We start from the raw sequence: 24,648 nt of genomic DNA on the forward strand, positions 1-24,648 counted from the left end.
ATTTTATTATGATAGGTTATCATACAATTTGGGATATTTATGATTGCAATGCGGACAAATTGAAATATGTTGACCCCATCAAAATCATTCTAAATACGGTTGTTAATGAGCTTCGCCTTGGCAAAGTGTCAGAGTCCTACAAACAGTTTGAACCTTTTGGAGCAACCGGTTTTATTTTGCTCGAAGAGAGTCACATCAGCATCCACACATGGCCGGAACATCAGTTTGCCGCCATCGATATTTTTTCCTGCAAACCCTTTGAAAAAGAAGCAATTATCGAACTGCTTTCTGCCTATTTTGAAACCAATTCCATCACCTCCAAAATAATTGAACGCGGGTTAATTCCGGTTAAGTCGGAGTAAACTATACTTTTTTTTTTGAAGCTAATCCCGCTTCCTGCCTGCCGGCAGGCAGGTTAGCTGCAAGCTTGTTTGCAAAAACTGATTTTTTCTAAGCCGCCTCAAGAGCTTCCTTTGGTCGCTTTGGGTCAGCAAGAAAAAATCAGTTTTTGCGGCACAAGGCTTTTCGCTGCAATCGGGGCTGGGAGATTGTGCTTCAAAACAAAAATTAGTGAACAAAGTCGTTTTGAAGATTAGTACGATTTTTTTATTAAATTTGAGAAAAAGTCTGTCTTTTGTCAGACATAGCAACCTCAAAATGGGTGTTTATGTCGAATTTTGTCAGACATATATACAACTTGGCAGTAAGTTTAGAGCGACACCATTCGACAATTAAAAATGTTACACAGACTTTTTAAAATTTTTCAATCAAAGAAACCTATTCAGACAATGTATCCTGAGTTGGAAAAGGTCGGTGGACTTCAAAACGCAATAGATATTGAATTTGAGAAACTCAATTCAACTTTGAGAGTTACGCAAGACAGTGGGTTGGGCAAAATTCCATTGACATATGCAAGAATTGAAAATAGACAAAAATTTTCACAGGTTTACATTGGTGCTGAAGAAAAAATTTATCTGCCTGACTTTTGGAAAGAAGGCGTTTGCCTTGCCCACGGACAAACTACAAATATTTCAGAACTTGCACAAGTATTAGATTTTTGGCTATGTAACGACATTTCTACAAAACAGTTGGCTGATAAATTCTCTTTCGTATCATTAAGCGACAAAGCATTTGCTTTTGACAACAATAATGAAGTTGAATATACTTGGAACTTAATTTTGCAAGACCAAAACAGACAAGAAATTAACGATTTTGTTAAACTTGCAATCAAGGACAATGTTTTAAATAAATTGTTTCCATTTACAAGTTTATATACTTTGTGTTTTAGTAGGTGTACAGGTTATCCTTATGACACAGACAATTTACCAAATGTAACGCCAAAACTATTTGAGAACTTTGCCCCAATTCAAGGAAAAAAGAATAGTGCAGAGCAAGACATTAAGAAATTAGAAACGCAATTTGTAGTGAAAAAAAATAAAAGTGAATACCTTGGTGAAGGAAATGCTGAAGAAGCTCTGAAAATTGTAAAAGAAAATTTGCCAGACAATGTACAACAAGCAAGAAAAGGAACAGCGGACGAATAGAAAACCTACTGCCAACATCGTATTGGCAATAGTGGGGCTGACATTTATAAACTCAACATTTATAATTCTATTGGGCATTTGTGCAAATGTTGAGCTGACGTATTTCAAATGCCCCACCATCGCCAATACGTAAAACGTTATAAGCTAGTTATGAAAATCGTATAAAAAAGAACTATAATTAATGAAACAAACAATAATTTTATTTTTAATTATTATTCAATTTATTTCTTGTGGCACAAATAAGAAAGAAATGAAAATTGAAGAAAATTGTTATGATGTATTATATTCAGTTTCTTATGTAACTGTCGTTTATGATAAAAGAAATATTCGATTATCTCAACTACTTAACGAAATTAAAAACAACTCAAAAATAGATAACGACAATATAAGAGAAATTGAAAAATTATCTATTGAAATAAAGAAAAGAGTTAAAGTAAGTCTGAATAAACTTAATGAAAAATATAAGGAAAATAAAAATGAGAAAATTTTCGAAATAAGTCTAAAATATCTTTCTAAAGTTAATGATCTTGAAGAAAAACTTCCTTCATTCATTAAAGAATTATCTGATAATATTCCAAATACTAATTTTGAATTAAAAGATTTGATCAAAGAATATTCAATCGAAGTAAAATCACTAGGACAAACATATCATATTGCAATGAATGATTACTATAAATTTCATAAAATAAGTGATGTAAAATTAGATTCAATTGAAAATGTTGTAGAAGAAAAGACGAAAAAACATTAAATATTAACCAGCTTATAACAGCGGTTTGCTTCAATGACTACTACCGGATTTTCCTACGGAAAATCAGCTGCTGATGGAATGTTTTGTTATATTTGTAATGGCTTGGTGCTGGTTCAACGCCACTGAAAGTATGCCTGAGAACGTTATAATTAAACCCAGAAGTTACAAATATAACAAATTGTTATTATTTGTTATTTCAACACAAAAAATTTGAAAGTAACGCTTTAGGGACTTACCTTTGTTGAAAATTCAAGAATGAACTCATCAGATTTACTACAATTAGCAGACCAATTCGGAGGACCGCTCTATGTTTACAATGCCGAAAAAATAGAATCACAATACAAACGTTTGGTTAACGCTTTTTCAAAAGTGGAGCGATTACAGATAAATTATGCTGTAAAAGCATTATCCAATATTTCTGTTTTAAAATATTTTCACAAATTAGGTTCGGGTTTAGACACGGTTTCGCTCCAAGAAGTGCAATTGGGTTTAGCCGCTGGTTTTGAACCGAATCGTATCATTTTTACACCTAATGGCGTTTCCATCGATGAAATTGAAGAAGTGGCGACTTTGGGCGTTCAAATTAATATTGACAATCTTTCGATTTTAGAACAATTCGGAACCAAACACCCGACTGTTCCGGTTTGCATCCGAATCAATCCGCACGTGATGGCGGGTGGAAACACAAATATTTCGGTGGGTCACATTGATAGTAAATTCGGAATTTCCATTCATCAACTACCGCATTTGCTGCGAATCATCGAAAACACGCACATGCACATCAACGGAATTCACATGCACACCGGTTCCGATATTTTGGATATCGAAGTGTTTTTGTATGCTGCCGAAATTCTCTTTGAAACCGCAAAAAACTTCAAAACACTTGATTTCATTGACTTTGGTAGCGGATTCAAAGTTCCGTACAAAAAAGACGATATCGAAACCAATGTGGAAGAATTAGGTAAAAAATTATCCAAGCGTTTCAATCAATTTCAAACCGAATACGGTCGACCGCTGACATTAGCTTTTGAACCGGGGAAATTTTTAGTGAGCGAATCAGGTTATTTCTTAGCCAAAGTAAACGTGGTGAAACAAACCACTTCCACCGTTTTTGCGGGAATTGATAGTGGATTTAATCACTTAATTCGTCCGATGTTGTACGGTTCATATCATCACATTGAAAACATTTCCAATCCAAAAGGGAAAGAACGTTTTTACTCAGTCGTTGGTTACATCTGCGAAACCGATACTTTCGCCAACAACCGTAGAATTTCCGAAATCAAAGAAGGTGATATTTTGTGTTTCAGAAATGCCGGAGCTTATTGTTTTTCGATGGCATCCAACTATAATTCACGCTTCCGTCCAGCAGAAGTACTTTGGTATGAAGGCAAAGGTCACTTAATTCGTGAAAGAGAAACCTTTCAAGACATTCTTCGCAATCAGATTGAAATCGCATTTTAATTTCAAGGTATAACACCTGACAGGTTTCAAAAACCTGTCAGGTGTAATAAAATAAATAACCCTTATTGCCATAAATCACTACCTAATCAAACAAACACAACCAAAAAGAGTCGGAATTCATTTTCCGGCTTTTTTTATGAATGGGAATTAATGTTTATTTAACGGTAACCTCATTTGTATTTTTTATATTTGAAAAATTTAAAATCCCAATGAATAGAAGAAAATTTTTCAGAAACGGAACCCTTTTTACGTTGGGAACCGCCATCATAAATCCGTTTGAAAGTAGTGCAAACAGTTTAGACAATTCCATTGAATTCAAAGGAAAAAAAGCCAAAAACATCATTGTGTTAGTGAGTGACGGAATGAGTTCAGGAACGTTAAACATGGCTGATATTCATCTAAACAGAAAAAATGGAAAAGGCTCAAATTGGTTGAATTTATACCGAGAAAACAAGGTAACACGTGCTTTGATGGATATGGCTTCGGCTTCTTCTGTTGTTACTGACTCTGCGGCGGCCAGTTCTTCTTGGGGAAGTGGTTTCCGAGTAAAAAACGGAGCATTAAACGTCGGAACAAACGGTGAAGAATATCTCCCAATTTGGCAAAAGTTCAAAAAAGCAGGAAAAATGGCGGGTTGTGTGACGACAGTTCCAATCACGCACGCAACTCCAGCCGGATTTTGTGCCATCAGTAAAAGTAGAAATAGTCAGGATGACATTGCAGAATCCTATTTAGAAAGTCAATTTGATGTAATGATGGGTGGCGGACAAAAATACTTTGATCCCAATTCCAGAAAAGATAAAAAAGATTTGTATGCCGCTTTTCAACTAAAAGGTTATCAAGTGGTTAAAACGCGAAACGAAATGCTTTCCATTTCAAACGACAAACCCATTTTAGGCGTGTTTTTTGAAGATGGTCTTCCCTACTCGATTGACCGAGAAAACATTAAAGATTTAGGCAACACGATTCCGACTTTGGCAGAAATGACGCAAAAAGCCATTGACCGAATGAAAAGTCACAAAAACGGATTTGTACTGCAGGTGGAAGCCGGAAAAGTGGATTGGGCCGCTCACGCCAACGACATTGCCGGATTGCTGTATGACCAAGTTGCTTTTGATGAAGCGGTGAAGGTTGCTATGGATTTTGCTGAAAAAGACAAAGAAACGTTAGTCATTATCACCACCGATCACGGAAACGCAAATCCGGGTTTGATTTATGGAAAGAACGTCAACGATCATTTTGACAGCGTTCAACATCATAAACATACGAATGAGTGGATTTTAAATGGTTTTACACCGGAATCAACATTAGCTCAAATCAAAGAACGCATTGAATTTGCCAATGGTTTTGCGTTAACCGATGACGAAGCTAAAACGATTTTGAGTTATTATTCCAATTTAGAAAAACAAGACGACGGATTATATAACTATAAAAACCTACCTTTCAAAACCTTTGCCGAAATGCAAAAAAGCAGAACTTCCGTAGGATGGATAAGTATGGATCACTCGGCAGATTACACAGAATTGGCGATGTTTGGACCCGGAAGTGAAAAACTAAAACCATTCATTAAAAACACCGATTTACATTATTTTATGCTGGAAGCAGCGGAAGTGGAAAATAAATTTTAAGGTTAATTAATTCACAAAAAAAACACAGCCATAAACTGTGTTTTTTTTATTTTATTACTTTACTTTCTTCTCTCCCGCTCCTTCTTAATCAACATCAACTCCCGACTCGTTTGTCCGGCCACGGAAGTATTTTCTTCTGCTCTGCGAATTAAGTACGGCATCACATCACGAACAGGTCCGAAAGGCAAATATTTCGCCACGTTGTATCCATTGGCGGCTAAATTATAACTGATGTTATCGCTCATGCCATACAATTGTCCGAACCAAATGCGTTCGTCGTTTGCTGCCAGTCCTTTTGATTTCATCAATTCCATTAATTTATACGAACTTAATTCGTTGTGCGTTCCTGCAAAAATGGCCATTTTGTCAATGTTCTCAACCATATAAGTCACGGCTGCATCATAATTTTCATCGGTCGCTTGCTTTGATTCACAAATGGGTGAAGGATATCCTTTTTCTTCGGCACGTTTATTTTCTTTTTCCATATAGGCTCCGCGAACTAGCTTCATCCCGATATAAAAACCTTCTGTTTTGGCTTGCTCGTGCAATTTTTTCAGGTAATCCAAACGATCCCAACGGTACATTTGCAACGTATTAAAAACAATGGCTTTTTCTTTATTGTATTTTTGCATCATTTGAAGCACCAACTCATCGGCAGCATCTTGCATCCAACTTTCTTCGCCATCAATCAACAACGCAACATCTTTTTCGTGAGCAAATTTGCAAACGGCTTCATAACGAGCCACTACTCTATCCCACTCAGCATGTTCTTCAAAAGTGAGCGGTTTTTTCTTTCCTATTTTTTTATATAAATCAAATCGACCAAAACCGGTTGGTTTAAAAACCGCAAACGGAATGGCTTTCTTTTCTTTCGCAAATTCAATGATTTTGAGCGTTTTTTTCATCGCCGCATCAAATTCAATTTCGTCCTCTTTGCCTTCCACCGAATAATCCAACACGGAACAAACGCCTTTGGTGAACATTTTTTCCATCACGGGCAAACAATCTTCTTCGCTAATTCCGCCACAAAAATGGTCAAAAACTGAAGCTCTGATTAATCCTTCCACTGGTAAATGTGCTTTGAGAGCAAAATTAGTTACCGCTGTTCCAATACGAACAAGTGGCTCGCTGTCAATCATTTTAAATAAAAAATAAGCTCTATCCAATTCAGTATCACTTTTTAACGAAAAAGCAACTTGCGTATTATCAAAGATTTTATCCATGTTTTGTTGAAAATAATGTAGCAAAGATAAGGAGTGTTTGAGAATGTTATCAAATTTTTGATTTAATTTGTATTTGAATTATCAAAAATAAAATCAACCTTTTTCATGCAACCCATTCAAGCAACTAATTATTCAGTTTATTTCAATCAAGATTGCTATACTTTTCTGGATTCATTTTTAGTAGAAAATAATTATTCCAAACTTTTTATTTTGGTTGATTCGAATACGAATGAAAATTGTCTGCCTCATTTTCTATCATTAATTGCAACCGAAATCGTCATCGAAATCATCGAAATTGAATCGGGCGAAGCACACAAAAACATCGAAAGTTGCATTCAATTATGGGAATCACTCACAGAATTGGGTGGCGACCGAAAAAGTTTAATCATTAATGTTGGCGGTGGCGTAATAACTGATATTGGTGGATTTGTGGCTTCCACTTTCAAACGCGGTATCGATTTTATCAATGTTCCCACTACTTTATTAGGAATGGTTGATGCGTCAATTGGCGGAAAAAATGGCGTTGACTTAGGAAATTTAAAAAACCAAATTGGCGTGATTAATTCCCCAAAAGCGGTTTTAATTGATACGATTTATCTAGAGACTTTACCACAAAACGAAATGCGTTCCGGTTTAGCCGAAATGTTGAAACACGGACTCATTTTTGACAAAGAATATTGGCATAAATTCTGCGATTTGGGTAATTTATCTTCGGATGATTTAGATGATTTAATTTATCAATCCGTTGAAATAAAAAATGCTATCGTGATGCAAGATCCAACAGAAAACGGCATTCGAAAAGCATTGAATTTCGGACATACATTAGGCCACGCAATTGAAAGTTATTTTCTTGAAAACCCATTAAAAACAACACTTTTACACGGAGAAGCTATCGCCGTTGGAATGATTTTGGAAAGTTTTATTTCGATGAAAAAAGAATTGATTAGTTTAGATGAATATTTGGAAATCAAAACCACCATCAATTCCATTTTTGAACGGATTGTTTTTGATGAAAATGACATCGATCCCATCATTGATTTATTGATTCACGACAAGAAAAATGAATATGGAACCATTCAATTTGCTCTTTTAGACGGAATTGGAAAAACTAAACTAAATCAACTGGCTAATAATGAATTAATTGCACTTGCTTTTGATGATTACAAAACATAACATTTTTTTTAACCTTGAGCTTGCATTTAGGTTATATTATTTTTTACATTTGCCTCAATGAAAAACAATCAAAACAATAAGTGGGAGAATTTGACGACATTCAATAATCATTGGTCTTTTCAATGTTTTATAAAAAATAGTCTGAGTTCTAAAAATACTTTAAATTTTGATAATTCAGAAAGTTCTAAAATGTTTCAGGAAAAACTGCAAATAATTTTTGCAAATATTCGGGTTTGAAATTTAGATTATTAATTTTTCACTTCACTTTTAATCTAAATCACTGACAAACAAATGAATACTAAATATTTCGACTTAATTAATCAAACTTTCTACTTTCCACAAGAAGAATTTACGTTAAACAAAGACAACTTGCAGTTTCACAACATCGATTTGATGAAAATTGTGGAACAATATGGAACACCATTAAAGTTTACGTATTTACCGCAAATTTCAAACAACATCAACCGTGCAAAAGGTTGGTTTAGAAAAGCGATGGAAAAAAATAAGTACGATGCCAAATACTATTATTGTTATTGTACAAAAAGTTCGCACTTTAGTTTTATTATGAATGAAGCGTTTAAAAACAACATTCACATTGAAACTTCTTCGGCTTTTGATATTGATATCGTAGAAAATTTGATGGCGGAAGGAAAAATCAACAAAAATACCTACGTAGTTTGCAACGGTTTTAAACGTGAACAATACATTGATAATATCGCTCGATTAATCAACAATGGTCATAACAAAACCATTCCTGTGATTGATAATTATGAGGAATTGGATTTACTTCAAGAAAAAATTGAAGGTAAATTCAAAATCGGAATTAGAATTGCAGCCGAAGAAGAACCAAAATTTGAGTTTTATACATCTCGTTTAGGAATTGGTTATAAAAACATTGTTCCTTTTTACAGAAAACAAATTGAAGAAAACAAGAAAGTAGAGCTAAAAATGCTTCACTTTTTCATCAACACAGGAATTCGTGACACTGCCTATTACTGGAATGAGTTGCTAAAATGTATGAAAGTATATGTGGCATTAAAAAAAGAATGTCCGACCTTAGACAGTTTGAATATTGGTGGTGGTTTTCCTATAAAAAACTCATTAGCATTTGAATACGATTACCAATATATGATTGATGAAATTATCAATCAAATTAAAATTTCTTGTGAAGAAGCGGAAGTGGATGTTCCAAACATTTTTACTGAATTTGGTTCTTTTACCGTTGGCGAAAGCGGCGGAGCAATCTACCAAGTTTTGTATCAAAAACAACAAAATGACCGTGAAAAGTGGAATATGATTGATTCTTCTTTCATCACCACTTTACCGGATACTTGGGCAATCAACAAACGTTTTGTGATGTTGGCTATTAATCGTTGGAATGACACTTACGAGCGGGTTTTGTTAGGTGGATTAACTTGCGACAGCGACGATTATTACAACTCCGAACAAAATATGAACGCCGTTTATTTACCAAAATACAACAAAGAAAAACCATTATACATTGGATTTTTCAACACAGGAGCTTATCAAGAAACCATTGGAGGTTTTGGCGGTTTGCACCATTGTTTGATTCCGCAACCAAAACACATTTTGATTGACCGTGATGAAAACGGAATTTTAGCAACCGAAGTATTTTCTGAACAACAAAGTGCAGAGCAAGTACTATCAATTTTGGGCTACGAGAAAAAATAAATTTTTTGTTCTAAAAACCTTTTTTCTTTTCAGAAAAAAGGTTTTTCTTTGAACCATAATAATACGAATACAATTTAAGAATTACAAAATGAGTAAAGGACCTATCAGTCAATTTATTGAGAAAAATTATCTTCATTTCAATGCCGCTGCGTTAGTTGATGCTGCCAAAGGATATGAACAACATTTGCTTGAAAACGGAAAAATGATGATCACGTTGGCCGGTGCGATGAGTACGGCTGAGTTGGGAAAATCATTAGCAGAAATGATTCGTCAAGACAAAGTACATATCATTTCGTGTACGGGTGCTAATTTGGAAGAAGATATCATGAATTTGGTCGCTCATAATTCATATAAAAGAGTTCCAAATTACCGTGATTTAAGTCCGCAAGAAGAATGGGATTTACTTGAAAATCACTACAATAGAGTTACTGATACTTGTATTCCTGAAGAAGAAGCGTTCCGTAGATTGCAATCGCACTTGTTTGATATTTGGAATAATGCTGATTCTAAAGGAGAGCGTTATTTTCCGCACGAATTTATGTATCAGATGATTAATTCCGGTGTTTTAAAACAATATTACGAAATTGATCCAAAAGATTCGTGGATGGTTGCTGCGGCTGAGAAAAATTTACCAATTGTTGTTCCGGGATGGGAAGACAGCACGATGGGAAATATTTTCGCTTCCTATTGCATCAAAGGAACTTTTAAACCTACCACAATGAAAAGCGGAATCGAATATATGATGTGGTTAGCCGATTGGTATCCAAAAAATTCAACCGGAAAAGGCGTTGGATTCTTCCAAATTGGTGGAGGAATTGCAGGTGATTTCCCAATTTGTGTTGTGCCGATGTTATATCAGGATATGGAAATGCATGATGTTCCGTTTTGGAGTTATTTTTGCCAGATTTCTGATTCAACCACAAGTTACGGATCGTATTCAGGAGCTGTTCCGAATGAGAAAATCACTTGGGGAAAATTAGATATTGCCACACCCAAATTTATTATAGAATCTGATGCAACCATTGTTGCCCCATTAATATTTGCTTACTTACTTGATTTATAACAGATTTTTTTATGAGAAGAATTATTGTTGACTATGCTAAACTAACGAATGACATTCTTTCGATGCTTGTGGAAAAATTTCCTGATGGCTACGAGGATACCGACATTATTCGCTTTAGAAATGCACAAAACGAACTAATTGAAGCAGTTGAAGTTCGTACAGAAGATACTATCTATTTGGTTAAAGTTAGTAAAAAATTAGCCACCCGTATTGAGAATTTTGAAGAAGACGAAGATTTGGATGTAGAAGTAGAAACAATTGCACCGGTGAAAGGCCTTGATTTGGATGACGACATTGATGAAGTGGATGTTGATGAAGAAGATGATGACGCTCCTTCTGATGATGATGTAGAAATTGATCCGTTAAGAGATTCCGGTGGTTCAGACGACGATGATGATGACGATGATTTTGAAGATGAACCTTCTGATGACGAAGACGACGAAGAAGAATATTAAAATGAAGAGCCTTGTTAGGCTCTTTTTTTGTTAATACAACATCCTAACTTCTTTTATGCCAAATTGCACTATTGATTCGTTTTCCAATAAAACATTCAATAAACCTTCAGTCGAAACATGTTGAATAATTCCCATAAACTTCTCTCTTTTTTTATTTTCAAAAGCCATGGGAACTCCTATTTTGAATAATTTTTGATGATATAAATTCCAAATTGAATCAGTTTGCGAACTAATTTTTGAGACAAATTGTCTAATTGAAACACAAAATTCTTCCAAAAGTTCATCTAAATCATAATCCACTCCGGTTTTAAGTTTTAAAGAAGAAGCATTTGGCAAATTTTCAAAATTAATTTGATTTATATTTAAGCCAATTCCAACAATCGAAAAGACTTCTCCGTCTGATTTAAAACTGTTTTCAATCAAAATTCCACCAATTTTGTGATTCCCTGACATAATGTCGTTTGGCCACTTGATACTTACTGAAGGAATTTTATACTTTTCCAAAACGGAAATAATTGCTAAGGAAACAACAATGTTTAAAGTATAAAGTTGCTTTACATCTACAATCAAATCCTTTATTAAAACACTAAAAGTCAAGTTTTTACCAGCTTCAGAAATCCAAACCGAACCCATCTGACCCTTTCCATTTATTTGACTTTTGGAAGTCACAACCGTATAATTTGTCACCACTTGTTTGGCTATCAACTCCTTTAAATAGTCGTTTGTAGAATTAATGGCACTTAGTTTGATGATATCCATAGAAATAAATTATATAAAAATCGTTCTAAAGTTGTGTTAAGCTTCAAAAATAAACACAATTTTTGATAACTTTGCGAAAATATTAAAATAGTAAATGGCGAACAAGAAAGTTAGTAAAGATGAGTTATTGATAAACATCATCAAAGGAATAGAAGAAGTTAAGGGAAATGACATCGATATTTTAGATTTACGAGAGATCGAAAATACTGTTTGCGATTACTTTATCATTTGCAACGGTAACTCCAATACGCAAGTTAACGCTATCGTTAACTCGGTTCAAAAAACTGTTTCTAAGGAATTAAAAGATAAACCTTGGCATGTGGAAGGTTCAGACAATGCCGAATGGGTTTTAATGGATTATGTGGACATAGTTGTTCACGTTTTTCAAAAGCACGTGCGTGAATTTTATAATATCGAAGGATTGTGGGGCGATGCTAAAATCACTACTATTCCAAACAAAATTTAAAAATTGCTAAAGAAGAAAACTCATAATGTCAAAAGAAAATAATTCTACACCAAACCCGAATAAATTTAAATTTAATCCTTGGCTGGTTTATTTTATAGTTGCCGGTATTTTTATTTTTATCAGTGTAATTTCCGGTGGAAGTTCATTTCAAGAGCCTGGAAAACTAACCATATCTAAGTTTAATGAATACCTTGAAAAAGGTGAAATTGAGAAAGTTTTGGTTTATAGCAAAGGTGAAAACCTAAGTGAAGCTGAAATTTATATCACTAAAGAAGCCCTTAAAGACAAAAAACACAAAGGCGTTATTAATGACGTTTTGGGTCGCGAAAACAAAGGAGCACACTATCTTTTACCGAACATTGGTGATGTTAAGTTATTTCAAGACAAGTTAGAATTAGCAAAAAAAGAAAACAAATTAGCCGATTATAATTATTTGGTAAAAAGCAATTGGTCAGGAATATTGATCAATTTTTTACCAATCATTTTAATTATTGTCATTTGGATTATCATCATGCGAAGAATGTCTGGTGGTGGTGCCGGAGGAGGTGGTGGACAAATCTTCAACATTGGAAAATCGAGAGCAAAATTGTTTGACGAAAAAACCGATGTAAAAGTTACTTTTAAAGACGTCGCAGGATTAGAAGGTGCAAAAGAAGAAGTACAAGAAATTGTAGAATTCCTTAAAAATCCGGAAAAATATACCAACTTAGGAGGGAAAATTCCAAAAGGAGCGTTACTAGTTGGGCCTCCCGGAACAGGAAAAACTTTGTTAGCCAAAGCAGTTGCAGGCGAAGCAAAAGTGCCATTTTTCTCATTATCAGGTTCAGATTTCGTAGAAATGTTTGTCGGTGTTGGAGCTTCGAGAGTACGAGACTTATTCAAACAAGCAAAAGACAAATCGCCAGCAATTATTTTTATTGATGAAATTGATGCCGTTGGTCGTGCCAGAGGAAAAAATAACATGTCTGGTTCAAATGATGAAAGAGAAAACACATTAAATCAATTACTTACAGAAATGGATGGTTTTGGAACCAACACAAATGTAATTGTATTAGCCGCTACTAACCGTGCCGATGTATTAGATAAAGCATTAATGAGAGCCGGTCGTTTTGACCGTCAGATTTATGTTGATTTACCGGATATTCGTGAGCGTAAAGAAATTTTTGAAGTACACTTAGCTCCTTTGAAAAAAGTTGAAGGTTTAGATACTGAATTTTTAGCGAAACAAACACCTGGTTTTTCCGGTGCTGATATTGCGAATGTTTGTAACGAAGCCGCTTTAATTGCTGCAAGAAACAATAAAACTGCAGTGGATAAACAAGACTTCTTGGATGCTGTTGACAGAATTGTTGGCGGATTAGAAAAGAAAAATAAAATTGTTACACCGTCAGAAAAGAGAGCTATTGCAACCCATGAAGCTGGACATGCTACTGTGAGTTGGATGCTGGAACATGCTGCTCCTTTAGTAAAAGTAACTATTGTTCCTAGAGGACAAAGCTTAGGTGCTGCTTGGTATTTGCCGGAAGAAAGACTAATCGTTCGTCCTGATCAAATGCTAGACGAAATGTGTGCAACCATGGGTGGAAGAGCCGCAGAAAAAGTAATTTTTGATACAATTTCTACCGGAGCATTAAGCGATTTGGAAAAAGTGACAAAACAAGCTCGTGCGATGGTGACGATTTATGGTTTGAATGATAAATTAGGAAACATTACCTACTATGATTCATCAGGACAAAGTGAATATAATTTCTCAAAACCTTATTCTGAAGAAACTGCTGTAACAATAGACAAAGAAATTTCAGGATTAATTGAAAGCCAATACCAAAGAGCAATCAAATTATTAGAGGAAAACAAAGATAAATTAATTCAATTAGCCGACATTTTAATTGAAAAAGAAGTGATCTTTAAAGACGATTTAGAAGCAATTTTCGGCAAGAGACCGTATGGTGATGATAGCCATGTTTCTGTTGGAGTGGAATAAATTTCTTTATTTTCATCAAAAAACATAAAAAACTCAATTCAATATCACTTTTGAATTGAGTTTTTTTTATCTTTGAACGATTTCAATTACGAATTGCAGAATTGTTTAAAAAAGTATGAGTCTTTTTAAAAAATTATTTGGTGCCGGAAACGATTCTTCTGATGAAAATAAGGAGAAAGACGCGAGTCCGTTTAATCCCGAATCCAAAATTCCTGTGGACGAAATGTTTACTTTCAATTTTAAAAAAAATGGAGGTAAGTTTTTGTATTGTGAAAATTTAGAGGAAGTAAACGAACAGTTTCTTAATATCTTAGAAGAAAATGATTGGTTTGAATGCGAAGCTATTTGCTATGAGCCTAAACTATATCATTTTTTAGATGACAATAGATTAACTTACAAAAATACAACCAGTCCAAAATTCCTTTTAGCAAGTTGCGAAAATTTAATTGCAGATGAAGGCTCGGTTTTATTAACATCCAATCAAATCAAGCAAAATAAACCGCACGAATTACCAGCAAATATTGTTGTTTTTGCCACAACGAGTCAGATTTTGGAAAGTAAAAGCGACGGTTTAAGAGAAATTAAAAAACGCTACGACAAAGATTATCCCACTAATATTACCACTATAAAATATTTTGAAAAAGCAAAAGAAGAAGATTTTCTTCACTACGGAAGTGCAGCAAAAAACCTGTACCTCTTGCTTTTAGAAGATCTATAAGATGAATGAAACGCTTATAAGAGCTTTATCGGGTGCGGTTTATATTCTATTACTTTTAAGCTGCATACTTTATTCAAACATTACTTTCTACATTTTGTTTGGTCTCTTTTTGGCTCTAGCTGTACTAGAATTCTGTAAATTAGTAAAACTAAATTATGTTATTCCTTTAATCATTGCAATTGTTAGTTATGTTATTTTTTACAACACACCTTTCAATCAATTATATGATGGAACTATAACTATCATTAGTATAATAGTTTCAATTCAATTGGCTTTTTTTCTTTTTTCAAAAAATGACAAAGCCTTTAAAAAACATGAAAAATGGCTATATCTAATTGGCTACATCATTTTACCTTTTATAATTTTAACAAAAATACCAATTGGTGTTGATGGATATAACCCAAGAATATTAATTGGAATATTTATTTTAATCTGGACAAATGATACGTTTGCTTATGTGGTAGGAAAATCGATTGGTAAACATAAACTTTTTGAACGTATTTCTCCTAAAAAAACCATCGAAGGATTTTTTGGAGGTTTAACTTTCAGTATTTTAGGCAGTATTGTTATTGCAAAGTTTTTCATTGGCACGTCCAATATCGGAATTTGGATTGGAATAGCCATTTTAGTTAGTATATTTGCAACACTGGGCGATTTAATTCAGTCTAAGTTCAAGCGATTAGCCGGAGTGAAAGACAGTGGAAAAATCATGCCCGGCCACGGAGGAATATTAGATCGATTAGACAGTATAATCTACGTGGCACCATTCATTTTTTTGTTTTACCAAATTTTAAATTATGTTTCATAAAGAAGGAGCAAAAATCATTTTAATAGCAACCATTTTAGTGGCGGCTTTGGTTTTATTAGCAGATCATTTCATACTATTAACGTGGTTACGAATGACAATTCAGATTATTGGTTTGATTTTTTTGATACTAATCTTGCAATTTTTCAGAAATCCAAAACGATTAACTCAAAACAATGATAATCATGTAATTGCTCCTGTTGATGGAAAAGTAGTTGTGATAGAAGAAGTTTTTGAACCGGAATATTTTAATGATAAACGACTTCAAGTATCTATTTTCATGTCGCCCATCAACGTGCATGTTACGCGTTATGCAGTGAATGGCAAAATCAATTTCAGTAAGTATCATCCGGGAAAATACCTCGTTGCTTGGCATCCAAAAGCGAGTACAGAAAACGAACGAACTACTGTTGTGATTGAAAACCGAAATTTTGGTGAGATTTTATACCGTCAAATAGCAGGTGCTCTGGCTCGAAGAATCGTAAACTATGCCAAAGAAGGAACGATAGTGAAACAAGGAACAGATGCCGGTTTTATAAAATTTGGTTCAAGAGTAGATTTATTCTTACCTTTAGGTACTAAAATAAACGTTAGTTTAAACCAAACCGTAAAAGGCGGAGAAACCGTTGTAGCCGAAAAATAAAATGGCTGAAAAAGATTTAGATACTCGTTTTTTGGAGGCTTTTGAAAAAGCATCAAACATGACTGAGCAATTGCCTCAGGATGTAATGTTGCGTATTTATGCTTATTACAAACAAGCAACTCATGACACGATTGGCTATAAACAAATGAGTAATAACGATTTGAGAAACGCCTTCAAAACAAATGCTTGGATGCAAATTAGTCATATATCTCCTGATGAAGCCAAAGAACTGTATATTGAAACCATAAATTCATTACTAAATAAAAAAAAATAATATTATGAAAAAATTAATTTTATCTGCTTTAATTGTCTCAACCTTATTAAGTTGTAACAACAGCAAAAAATTAGAAGAAGTAGTTGAAGTACCGCTACCGGAAACAGAGGAAGTTGTAACTGAGATGGGCAACCCAGCTGATGTAAAAGTGGATGAAGGTGGAGCCTTTGAAATGATTGCATTGCCTTATGCATACAATGCTTTAGAACCTCATATTGATGCGAAAACCATGGAAATTCATTTTTCAAAACATCATTTGGGTTATGCAAATAATTTAAATAAAGCTATTGCTGATACAGAAATGGCCAATATGTCTATTGAAGATATTTTGAAAAAATTGGATCCGGAAAACAAAGCCGTTCGTAACAATGGTGGAGGATATTATAACCACAATTTCTTTTGGGAAATAATGGCTGCCAACAAAGGTGGTGAACCAACCGGAGTTGTTGCAGAAGCTATAACAAAAGATTTTGGAAGTTTTGCCGATTTTAAAACACAATTTATTGATGCTGCTACAAAACAATTTGGTTCAGGTTGGGCTTGGTTAATTGTTGATAAAACAGGAAAATTAGCTATTACAACTACTGCTAATCAGGATAATCCATTAATGACAAAGTTAGGAAATTCAGGAACACCGATTTTAGCTATTGATGTATGGGAACATGCTTACTATTTAAAACACCAAAACAAAAGAAAAGATTACGTAGAAGGCTTCTTCAACATAATTAACTGGGATAAAGTAACTGAAAAATATACTGCTGCAACAGCAGTGAAATAATATTTTCGTTCAAAATTGAAAAGGTTTGTTGAAGTAAAATTCAGCAAACCTTTTTTTATTTATTGACTTTTTTTTCTAAAATCACTTCAACCGGACGATTGGTTCGCGGTCCGAATTGCTGAGCTTGACGTTCATTTTCGGAAGAACACAAAATATACATATTAAAAGGATAAAGTTGAATGAGTTGTGTTTCAAACTGTCCTCCGTTTTCATCACCATCAATGTCTTGTATTTTGATAAAGTAATTTTCTGCTTTAAAAGTCGTAGCAACTGAAAGTAAATAATTTTCTTTCGCAAACGGAAAAAACCATTTAGAATCCGGTGTATCAGTTGAGACTTTATTGCCGTTATTGTCAATCTTATGATTTAGTTTAAAAACTAGCGGTTCGTTTCTGTTGGTCCAACTCAATAAATTATTCACGTTAATGACTTCTCTACCTAAACTATCGGCAATGGTAATTCGCAATCCTTTGATGGTTTCCGATTTTCCTTGTTCGTGAACATTTATTACTAAGTACGAAGTAAAATCATAACCGCAATGTTGTGCGTTGATGACTTGTGCTTTTGCAGAAAAGTTAAAGAGTAGAATAAATAAAAGTAGAATTCTCATAGTAATTTGATGATGTTGTAAAGATACGAAAGCAAAAGTTATTCCAAAATAATTAGAACACGGATTAAACAGATTAGCAGAGCTAAACGCTGGTGAACACGGATTTTAAAAATTGAAGAAATAAAAAAGAAGCACTCTTTTCAGAATGCTTCTTTTATTTTTAATAGAACACGGATTTTATAGATTCAATGGATTTCCGCGGATTTTGATAGCTTTGCTATAATGGATTAAAAAGGATTCGTTTAGAGAACATCTTCTTTAAAACAATATTTCCTCAACTTGAAACTTGAAACCTGAAACCTTCAACTCCCAACTATTTCACCTCCATCAACTCCACATCAAAAATCAACGTAGCATCGGGTGGAATTACGCCACCGGCACCACGAGAACCATAACCTAAATAGGATGGAATTACAAAACGAGCTTTGTCGCCTACTTGTAACAATTGAATTCCTTCGTCCCAGCCTTCGATTACGTGACCTTTTCCGAGTGGGAAATCGATTGGTTGTTTTCTTTTGTAGGACGAATCGAAGACTACTCCGTTTTCTAAAGAACCGGAATAATGAACCGAAACGGTTTTCCCTTTTTCAGCTTGTTTTCCGCTTCCTTTTTGGATGATTTTATAACGTAAACCGCTTTCTGTTTTTTCGAAACCTGCGGCTAATTTTTCTAATGCTTGTTCTGCTTTTTGTTTTTCTTCCGCAATTCTTTTTTCTCTTGAACCTTCAAATGTTCTGAACGCTTCGATGGCATTCCATTTTTGAGCTTCCTCGCCTACTCTAACGATTTCTAGGGTTTCTAACACATCGCCTTGAGCAATTGCATCAACAACATCTTGTCCTTCCACCACATTTCCAAATACCGAATGTTTTTTATCTAACCAAGGTGTAGCCACGTGTGTGATGAAAAATTGCGATCCATTTGAACCCGGTCCGGCATTTGCCATCGACAAAACGCCCGGTGCATCGTGACGTAAATCAGGGTGAAATTCGTCGTCAAACTGATAACCAGGTCCGCCAGTTCCTTGTCCTTGTGGGCATCCACCTTGGATCATAAAATCGGAAATCACTCTGTGAAATTTTAATCCGTCATAATACGGTTTTCCCATTGGTTTGGCATCATTTTCTAATTGTCCTTCGGCTAAGCCAACAAAGTTTCCTACTGTTCCAGGTGTTTTATCGTGTGTTAATTTTACTAAAATGGTACCTTTTGTGGTATTGAATTTAGCGTATATTCCGTTTTCCATCATTTGATTTATTTTAATTGAGGTGCAAATTTAAGATATTATTGTTGATTAACCTTATTTTTATGAATGCTGATTGTTGAAAATGAATTTCTTTTGAAAGCAGAATCCCCTAGCCCGGACCTTGCCTACCGGCAGGCAGGTTGAAGCGGAAAGCTTTTTTGAAAAAACAAATTAGTTTTGTTGGCTTGGCAAAGCGACCTTTGGAGCTCTTGCCGAGGCTTACAAAACTTTTGTTTTGAAAAAAAACTTGTAGTGAAAAGCCGGAATAGCTTCTGAAAAATAAGTATTTTTGCCAAAAATTAGTTGTATGCGAATTGATATTATCACGGTTTTGCCTGAGCTTTTACGAAGTCCGTTTGAGGCATCTATTTTGAAACGTGCCATTGATAAGGGTTTGGTGGAAGTACACGTGCATAATTTGCGTGATTATACGACCAACAAGCAGAAAAGTGTGGACGATTATCAGTTTGGCGGTGGTGCCGGGATGGTGATGTCGATTCAGCCGATTGACGATTGTATTGCGAAATTAAAGAGCGAACGTGACTATGACGAAGTGATTTATATGTCACCGGATGGTGAAACGCTGAATCAGAAAATGGCGAATTCGATGTCGATGTTGCACAATATTATTATTCTTTGCGGACATTATAAAGGTGTTGACCAGCGGGTTCGTGATCATTTTATTACGAAAGAAATTTCGATTGGTGATTATGTGCTTTCGGGTGGCGAATTGGGTGCGGCGGTGTTGAGTGATGCAATTATTCGTTTAATTCCGGGTGTTTTGAGTAATGAAACTTCGGCTTTGACGGATAGTTTTCAGGATAATTTGTTGTCGGGACCGATTTACACACGTCCTGCAGAATACAAAGGATGGAAAGTACCAGCTGTTTTGTTAAGCGGAAATTTTGCCGAAATTGATAAATGGCGTGAGAATATGGCGTATGAACATACGAAAAATAGACGTCCGGATTTGTTGGAGGAGTAGTTTTATTAAAAAAGGAGCAACATAATCAACTTTTTGTTACTCCTTTTCTTAATGTTGTAAGTTAAGTTGTTTAGAAATAAATTATTTTTCTTGTTTTTGCAATTGAGCTGTTTTTTGGAATTTCAACTACAGTTCCGTCATTAAAATTTATTCCAAAAGCAGAATTTTCAGATGCTTGAGTACTGCTCCAGTAAATGTCATTTGTGAAATTTCCTGCACCATTCAAGTGAATATTAGTGTAAATTAATTCTAACTCATCTATGCTTGGAATGAACCAGTTTTTGTAAATCGTATCAGAAACTAATGCTGTCTTGGCTGTTACTGATCCATTATTTTCAGAACTACATACAGATGGATTCAAATAGTAATTAATTTGATCATGGTAATTTGCAATTGCAATTGTGTTAAATAAACCTTCCCCAATTTCATTATGTTCAGCTAAAGTTAATGAATAAGCTGTACAACCCCATTCTTCTTGAACTTGGTCTTGACTTGAAACTTCAATATATTTCCAACCTTGATCATAAGAGTCTTTCGCATATGAAATTATTCCTTCATTAGGACCATTCTGACCAACCGAATAATTTATAGTCGAGCCATAATTTCTAATTAAAGGAACACTAAATTCACTAATTAAAATTTTTGAATTAAAATTTCCGGAAATTTTAAAATTCTTATTCCAATATTGAGAAGCTGCAGAATTACCTAATAAATTTATATTTAGATATAATTCAGAATCTATAAAAAGATGTACCCAAGTTCCTGTATAAGTAATATTTTTATAATTAAATGTAATTAATCCGTCTTCATTTGCAGTAAAATAACCTCCAGAGAAAGTGTTATCAAATTCTGACTCTGTGTAAGGTACTTTCCAAAAACATATTCCTTCAGTAACCAGTTGTACATTATTTTCAGCAATAATATCTTCAAGTGTACATGCGTTCAAGGCAATGATTAATTCATCATTGTTTGATATAGAAAAGAGCTCCCCATCAGGAAGAATTGCTGATATAGGATAGCTTAAAGAGATATTTATTGTTTCCGGCACACCCTCTAAAAAACTAACAAGCTGATTACTCTCTTGAATTACTTGAGAAGTAATTAATTCATAACTTGAATCAAACGATAATATAGTAAAGGGATATACAAATTCAATACATACCGAATTATCGTTATTTGTTGTGCCATATTTTGCAACTCTTAGAAGACCCTCTTTAATTTCATCGTTTATAGGAACATAAAAATTTGGATCTAATTTTATATCCGCAGGTTCAACTTCACAAGAGGTAATAAAAAGAAAGGAAGAAACTAGTACTAAGATATTGTAGATTTTTTTCATGTTGAATTGGTTAAGTTGATAATTTATTTTAAAAAAATATTAACAATAAATATGCCATAAAAAGTTAATTTTTTTTTTACAAACTAATAACTGCAAAAAAGCAATTAGAAAAACATACATTTACTATCGAATGCTTATCAAAAAAAATCTCAACATAACTTTTACATAATTGACTAAAATTAAGTTCTAGTAATTTTAGCGTTACTAAAAACATAAACAATATAAAATTCTTATTTTAGAGTATCTTTGTTATTGAAATTCCAATTTTATGCACACAAATTTACGAACGGTAAATGTTACTCGCTACATTACCCCTTTGCGAGAAGGTGGTTCTTTGCCTGCTTTGGCCGAAGCCGATGATGATTTTAATTATGTTTTAAAATTTCGAGGTGCGGGTCACGGTGTGAAAGCGTTGATTGCTGAATTTTTGGGCGGTCAAATTGCTCGTTTTTTAGGTTTACCGGTTCCAGAATTAGTTTTTGCAACGCTTGATGAAGCCTTTGGAAGAACTGAAGGTGATGAGGAAATTCAGGATTTATTGCAAGGTAGTCAAGGTCTGAATTTAGGTTTGCATTTTCTTTCGGGAGCATTGACTTATGATGCGGCTGTGAATGATTGTGATGCACTTTTGGCATCCAAAATTGTTTGGCTAGATGCGTATATCACCAATGTTGACCGCACTTTTAAGAACACCAACTTATTGATTTGGAAAAAAGAACTGTGGTTGATTGACCACGGTGCTGCTTTTTATTTTCATCATTCGTGGGATAATTGGAAAACAACTGCATTGACACCATTTGCTTTGATCAAAGACCATGTTTTATTACCAAAAGCCACTCGTTTGGAGGAAGTTAATGCCGAATTTACATCCAAATTAAATGATACTGTTTTACGTGAAATTGTAAATCAAATTCCGGAAGATTGGTTACTTTGGGAAGATCAAGCAATAACACCCACTGAAATAAAAGAAGTTTATTTTCAATTTTTGTCCATTCGATTGGCAAATGCGTCAATATTTTTAAAACAAGCACAAGATGTCCGCACCACACTTATATGAGTACGCCGTAATTCGCGTTGTACCGAGGGTGGAACGTGAGGAATTCATTAATATTGGTTTGATGGTTTTTTGCAAACATCAAAAATATTTGCGGATTCAATATGAAATTCCGAATGAAAAAGTTCATTTTTTGGATGCTGAATTTGATTTACCCCAATTAAAAATAAATTTAGAAGCATTTTCAAAAATCTGTTCCGGCAAAAAAGACGGTGGTCCAATTGCTGCTTTTGATATGGCTGAGCGATTCAGATGGTTAACTGCCGTTAAGAGTTCGAGTATTCAAACATCGAGACCTCATACGGGTTTGAGTTTTGATTTGGATTGTACTTTTGAACGATTGTATGCGGAATTGGTTTTGTGAGTGAATATTTACTCATCTCTTTAAAAATTTAGAATATACTATGACCCCAATCAAAACAGCCCTCCTAGCCTACGGACTTTCCGGCAAAATTTTTCACGCTCCTTTTTTAGCTACGAATAAAGGTTTTGAATTGTATGCTGTTTTAGAACGAAATAATCAAAAAGCGAAGAACGATTTTCCGGATGTGAAAAGTTATGCTTCGTTAGAAGCACTTTTGGCTGATGATTCGATTGAGTTGGTAGTTGTGAATACGCCCAACAACACGCATTTTGAGTTGGCTAAACAATGTTTACAAGAAAAAAAACATGTTTTGTTAGAAAAACCTGCAACAGCAACACCTGAAGAATTTTTGGAATTGATGAGGATTGCAAAATCGGTTAACAAACAACTTTTAGTCTATCAAAACCGCCGATGGAGCAGTGATATTTGTGCTGCAAAAGAAATTATAAAATCAGGAAAACTAGGAAATATTGTTGAAGTTTATTTGCGTTTTGATCGTTTTCGTCCTGACATTAGTGTGAAAGGATTTAAAGAAAATGAATTACCCGGAAGCGGAATTTTATATGATTTAGGTTCGCATTTAATTGACCAAGCGATTTCAATTTTCGGCAAACCAAAAAAGCATTATGTTCATAAAGGAATGTATCGAAATGGCACTTTGGTGGATGATTATGCGTTTGTGCATCTTTTATTTGAGAATCAGGTGAATGCTTTTATAACAGTAAGTTTACACGTACTTGATGTTCTACCGGGAATTGTGATTCACGGCACAAAAGGAAGTTTCATTAAAGATTTTTGTGACGAACAGGAAAATCAGTTGATGGCAGGAATGGCTCCGAATCATCCGAATTTTGGATTGGAATTGGAAAACAAAGAGGGAAAATTGACTTATGTTGATGAAAATAACAATGTGATTACTGAGCGAGTTCCATCTCAAAAAGGAAATTTTAATGGTTTATTTGATGAAGTGTATGAATGTATTCGGAATGAAAAATCGTTTTCTGTTAGGAATGAGGAGATTTTGGAGCAGCTAACTATACTCAATACAAAATAAATTCAACCAATTTAATTGTAATTTCAAAATAAATTGTAAATTTGCACCCACATTTGGACTAACCTCTGACGATAATCGTGTATGTTGCTCTGATAATCACTATTTTAACTTAATTGTTATGGCAGATTTAATGAAATTCGTTCAAGACGAATTTGTTACAAAAAAAGACTTTCCGGAATTCGGAGCAGGTGATACTATCACTGTTTATTATGAAATTAAAGAGGGTGAAAAAACAAGAACCCAGTTCTTTAAAGGAGTTGTAATTCAAAGAAGAGGATCAGGTGCAACTGAAACCTTTACTATCCGTAAAATGTCAGGAGCTGTTGGTGTGGAAAGAATTTTCCCGGTTAACATGCCTGCACTTCAAAAAGTAGAAGTTAACCAAAGAGGTAAAGTTAGAAGAGCTCGTATTTTCTACTTCAGAGACCTTACAGGTAAAAAAGCAAAAATCAAAGAAAGAAGAAGATAATCAACTTTCTAATCATAAAAAGTCCCGTTTTGAAATTCAGAACGGGATTTTTTATTTCCGCCAATTTTAACAACTCCTCAATTTTTAATTCATTTTTTGTCAAATTACTAATTTTT

26 protein-coding genes are annotated in these 24,648 nt (G+C 34.3%); 21 read left to right on the forward strand and 5 right to left on the reverse strand.

The features are described 5' to 3' along the window. The first annotated feature begins 8 nt into the window (after nt 1-8). From speD to B4N66_RS03145, 5 genes are all read left to right on the forward strand, one after another. Nucleotides 9-362, forward strand: coding sequence for an adenosylmethionine decarboxylase (gene speD, locus B4N66_RS03125; RefSeq protein WP_291092281.1), 354 nt, complete (start codon nt 9-11; stop codon nt 360-362). A gap of 375 nt (nt 363-737) precedes the next feature. Further along, nucleotides 738-1,544 carry a DUF6193 family natural product biosynthesis protein gene (locus tag B4N66_RS03130; RefSeq protein WP_291092282.1) on the forward strand — a complete coding sequence of 269 codons (807 nt, stop codon included), beginning with the start codon at nt 738-740 and terminating at the stop codon, nt 1,542-1,544. 181 nt (nt 1,545-1,725) lie between these two features. Continuing rightward, a complete protein-coding gene (locus tag B4N66_RS03135) occupies nt 1,726-2,292 on the forward strand; it encodes a hypothetical protein (RefSeq protein WP_291092283.1) in 567 nt (188 codons plus the stop codon). Nucleotides 2,293-2,547: 255 nt separating this feature from the next. Continuing rightward, entirely contained in the window at nt 2,548-3,753 is a 1,206-nt protein-coding gene (gene lysA, locus B4N66_RS03140; RefSeq protein ID WP_291092285.1) for a diaminopimelate decarboxylase, read from the forward strand. 209 nt (nt 3,754-3,962) lie between these two features. After that, nucleotides 3,963-5,381, forward strand: coding sequence for an alkaline phosphatase (locus B4N66_RS03145; RefSeq protein ID WP_291092286.1), 1,419 nt, complete (start codon nt 3,963-3,965; stop codon nt 5,379-5,381). Nucleotides 5,382-5,440: 59 nt separating this feature from the next. On the opposite strand, the gene B4N66_RS03150 is transcribed toward B4N66_RS03145, so the two are convergent. Further along, on the reverse strand, nt 5,441-6,604 hold the full coding sequence (locus B4N66_RS03150; protein WP_291092288.1) for a proline dehydrogenase family protein: 1,164 nt from the start codon (nt 6,602-6,604) through the stop codon (nt 5,441-5,443). 105 nt (nt 6,605-6,709) lie between these two features. On the opposite strand from B4N66_RS03150, the gene aroB reads away from it, so the two are divergent. The 4 genes from aroB (at nt 6,710) to B4N66_RS03170 (ending at nt 10,987) form a co-directional block, all read left to right on the forward strand. Then, the gene (gene aroB / locus B4N66_RS03155; protein ID WP_291092289.1) at nt 6,710-7,777 is read left to right on the forward strand and encodes a 3-dehydroquinate synthase; all 1,068 of its coding nucleotides are present in this window, start codon (nt 6,710-6,712) and stop codon (nt 7,775-7,777) included. 291 nt (nt 7,778-8,068) lie between these two features. Further along, nucleotides 8,069-9,469 (forward strand): arginine decarboxylase, encoded by a 1,401-nt coding sequence (locus B4N66_RS03160; protein WP_291092290.1) that lies wholly within the window; start codon nt 8,069-8,071, stop codon nt 9,467-9,469. 88 nt (nt 9,470-9,557) lie between these two features. Continuing rightward, nucleotides 9,558-10,532 carry a deoxyhypusine synthase family protein gene (locus tag B4N66_RS03165; protein ID WP_291092292.1) on the forward strand — a complete coding sequence of 325 codons (975 nt, stop codon included), beginning with the start codon at nt 9,558-9,560 and terminating at the stop codon, nt 10,530-10,532. An 11-nt stretch (nt 10,533-10,543) separates the two neighbouring features. After that, nucleotides 10,544-10,987 (forward strand): DNA primase, encoded by a 444-nt coding sequence (locus tag B4N66_RS03170; RefSeq protein WP_291092293.1) that lies wholly within the window; start codon nt 10,544-10,546, stop codon nt 10,985-10,987. Nucleotides 10,988-11,017: 30 nt separating this feature from the next. Here the strand turns inward: B4N66_RS03170 and B4N66_RS03175 are convergent, their stop codons facing one another. After that, entirely contained in the window at nt 11,018-11,746 is a 729-nt protein-coding gene (locus B4N66_RS03175) for a biotin--[acetyl-CoA-carboxylase] ligase (protein WP_291092295.1), read from the reverse strand. Between the two features lie 94 nt (nt 11,747-11,840). On the opposite strand from B4N66_RS03175, the gene rsfS reads away from it, so the two are divergent. From rsfS to B4N66_RS03210, 7 genes are all read left to right on the forward strand, one after another. Further along, a complete protein-coding gene (gene rsfS, locus B4N66_RS03180) occupies nt 11,841-12,212 on the forward strand; it encodes a ribosome silencing factor (RefSeq protein WP_291092297.1) in 372 nt (123 codons plus the stop codon). Between the two features lie 25 nt (nt 12,213-12,237). After that, nucleotides 12,238-14,193, forward strand: a complete 1,956-nt coding sequence (ftsH, locus tag B4N66_RS03185) for an ATP-dependent zinc metalloprotease FtsH (RefSeq protein ID WP_291092299.1) — start codon at nt 12,238-12,240, stop codon at nt 14,191-14,193. A 115-nt stretch (nt 14,194-14,308) separates the two neighbouring features. Beyond that, nucleotides 14,309-14,911, forward strand: coding sequence for an LUD domain-containing protein (locus B4N66_RS03190; protein ID WP_291092300.1), 603 nt, complete (start codon nt 14,309-14,311; stop codon nt 14,909-14,911). A 1-nt stretch (nt 14,912) separates the two neighbouring features. Continuing rightward, nucleotides 14,913-15,719, forward strand: coding sequence for a phosphatidate cytidylyltransferase (locus tag B4N66_RS03195; protein ID WP_291092302.1), 807 nt, complete (start codon nt 14,913-14,915; stop codon nt 15,717-15,719). After that, nucleotides 15,709-16,359, forward strand: a complete 651-nt coding sequence (locus B4N66_RS03200) for a phosphatidylserine decarboxylase family protein (protein ID WP_291092304.1) — start codon at nt 15,709-15,711, stop codon at nt 16,357-16,359. Before B4N66_RS03195 ends, B4N66_RS03200 begins: the two co-directional genes overlap by 11 nt. 1 nt (nt 16,360) lies before the next feature. Then, entirely contained in the window at nt 16,361-16,633 is a 273-nt protein-coding gene (locus B4N66_RS03205) for an acyl-CoA-binding protein (protein WP_291092305.1), read from the forward strand. A 4-nt stretch (nt 16,634-16,637) separates the two neighbouring features. Further along, nucleotides 16,638-17,411, forward strand: a complete 774-nt coding sequence (locus tag B4N66_RS03210; protein WP_291092307.1) for a superoxide dismutase — start codon at nt 16,638-16,640, stop codon at nt 17,409-17,411. A 55-nt stretch (nt 17,412-17,466) separates the two neighbouring features. Here B4N66_RS03210 and B4N66_RS03215 read toward each other — a convergent pair whose 3' ends face one another. Continuing rightward, entirely contained in the window at nt 17,467-18,021 is a 555-nt protein-coding gene (locus B4N66_RS03215) for a hypothetical protein (RefSeq protein WP_291092308.1), read from the reverse strand. A 313-nt stretch (nt 18,022-18,334) separates the two neighbouring features. After that, the gene (locus B4N66_RS03220) at nt 18,335-19,267 is read right to left on the reverse strand and encodes a peptidylprolyl isomerase (RefSeq protein ID WP_291092309.1); all 933 of its coding nucleotides are present in this window, start codon (nt 19,265-19,267) and stop codon (nt 18,335-18,337) included. A 307-nt stretch (nt 19,268-19,574) separates the two neighbouring features. Between B4N66_RS03220 and trmD the strand changes: the two genes are divergently transcribed. Beyond that, entirely contained in the window at nt 19,575-20,252 is a 678-nt protein-coding gene (gene trmD, locus B4N66_RS03225) for a tRNA (guanosine(37)-N1)-methyltransferase TrmD (protein WP_291092311.1), read from the forward strand. Nucleotides 20,253-20,322: 70 nt separating this feature from the next. On the opposite strand, the gene B4N66_RS03230 is transcribed toward trmD, so the two are convergent. Further along, nucleotides 20,323-21,591, reverse strand: coding sequence for a hypothetical protein (locus tag B4N66_RS03230; RefSeq protein WP_291092312.1), 1,269 nt, complete (start codon nt 21,589-21,591; stop codon nt 20,323-20,325). 268 nt (nt 21,592-21,859) lie between these two features. Between B4N66_RS03230 and B4N66_RS03235 the strand changes: the two genes are divergently transcribed. The 4 genes from B4N66_RS03235 (at nt 21,860) to rplS (ending at nt 24,532) form a co-directional block, all read left to right on the forward strand. Continuing rightward, entirely contained in the window at nt 21,860-22,648 is a 789-nt protein-coding gene (locus tag B4N66_RS03235; RefSeq protein ID WP_291092313.1) for a HipA family kinase, read from the forward strand. Then, nucleotides 22,626-23,009: a DUF3037 domain-containing protein gene (locus tag B4N66_RS03240; protein ID WP_291092315.1), complete on the forward strand. Its 384-nt coding sequence runs from the start codon at nt 22,626-22,628 to the stop codon at nt 23,007-23,009. The genes B4N66_RS03235 and B4N66_RS03240 overlap by 23 nt, the downstream gene beginning before the upstream one ends. Nucleotides 23,010-23,049: 40 nt before the next feature. Further along, complete coding sequence (locus B4N66_RS03245; RefSeq protein ID WP_291092317.1) at nt 23,050-24,063, forward strand: Gfo/Idh/MocA family oxidoreductase; 1,014 nt, start codon at nt 23,050-23,052, stop codon at nt 24,061-24,063. Nucleotides 24,064-24,181: 118 nt separating this feature from the next. After that, nucleotides 24,182-24,532 carry a 50S ribosomal protein L19 gene (gene rplS / locus B4N66_RS03250; RefSeq protein WP_188362613.1) on the forward strand — a complete coding sequence of 117 codons (351 nt, stop codon included), beginning with the start codon at nt 24,182-24,184 and terminating at the stop codon, nt 24,530-24,532. Nucleotides 24,533-24,648: the final 116 nt, after the last annotated feature.

This window comes from Flavobacterium sp. UBA2787, assembly GCA_002352205.1.
In the GTDB taxonomy this organism is placed as follows: Bacteria; Bacteroidota; Bacteroidia; order Flavobacteriales; family Flavobacteriaceae; genus Flavobacterium.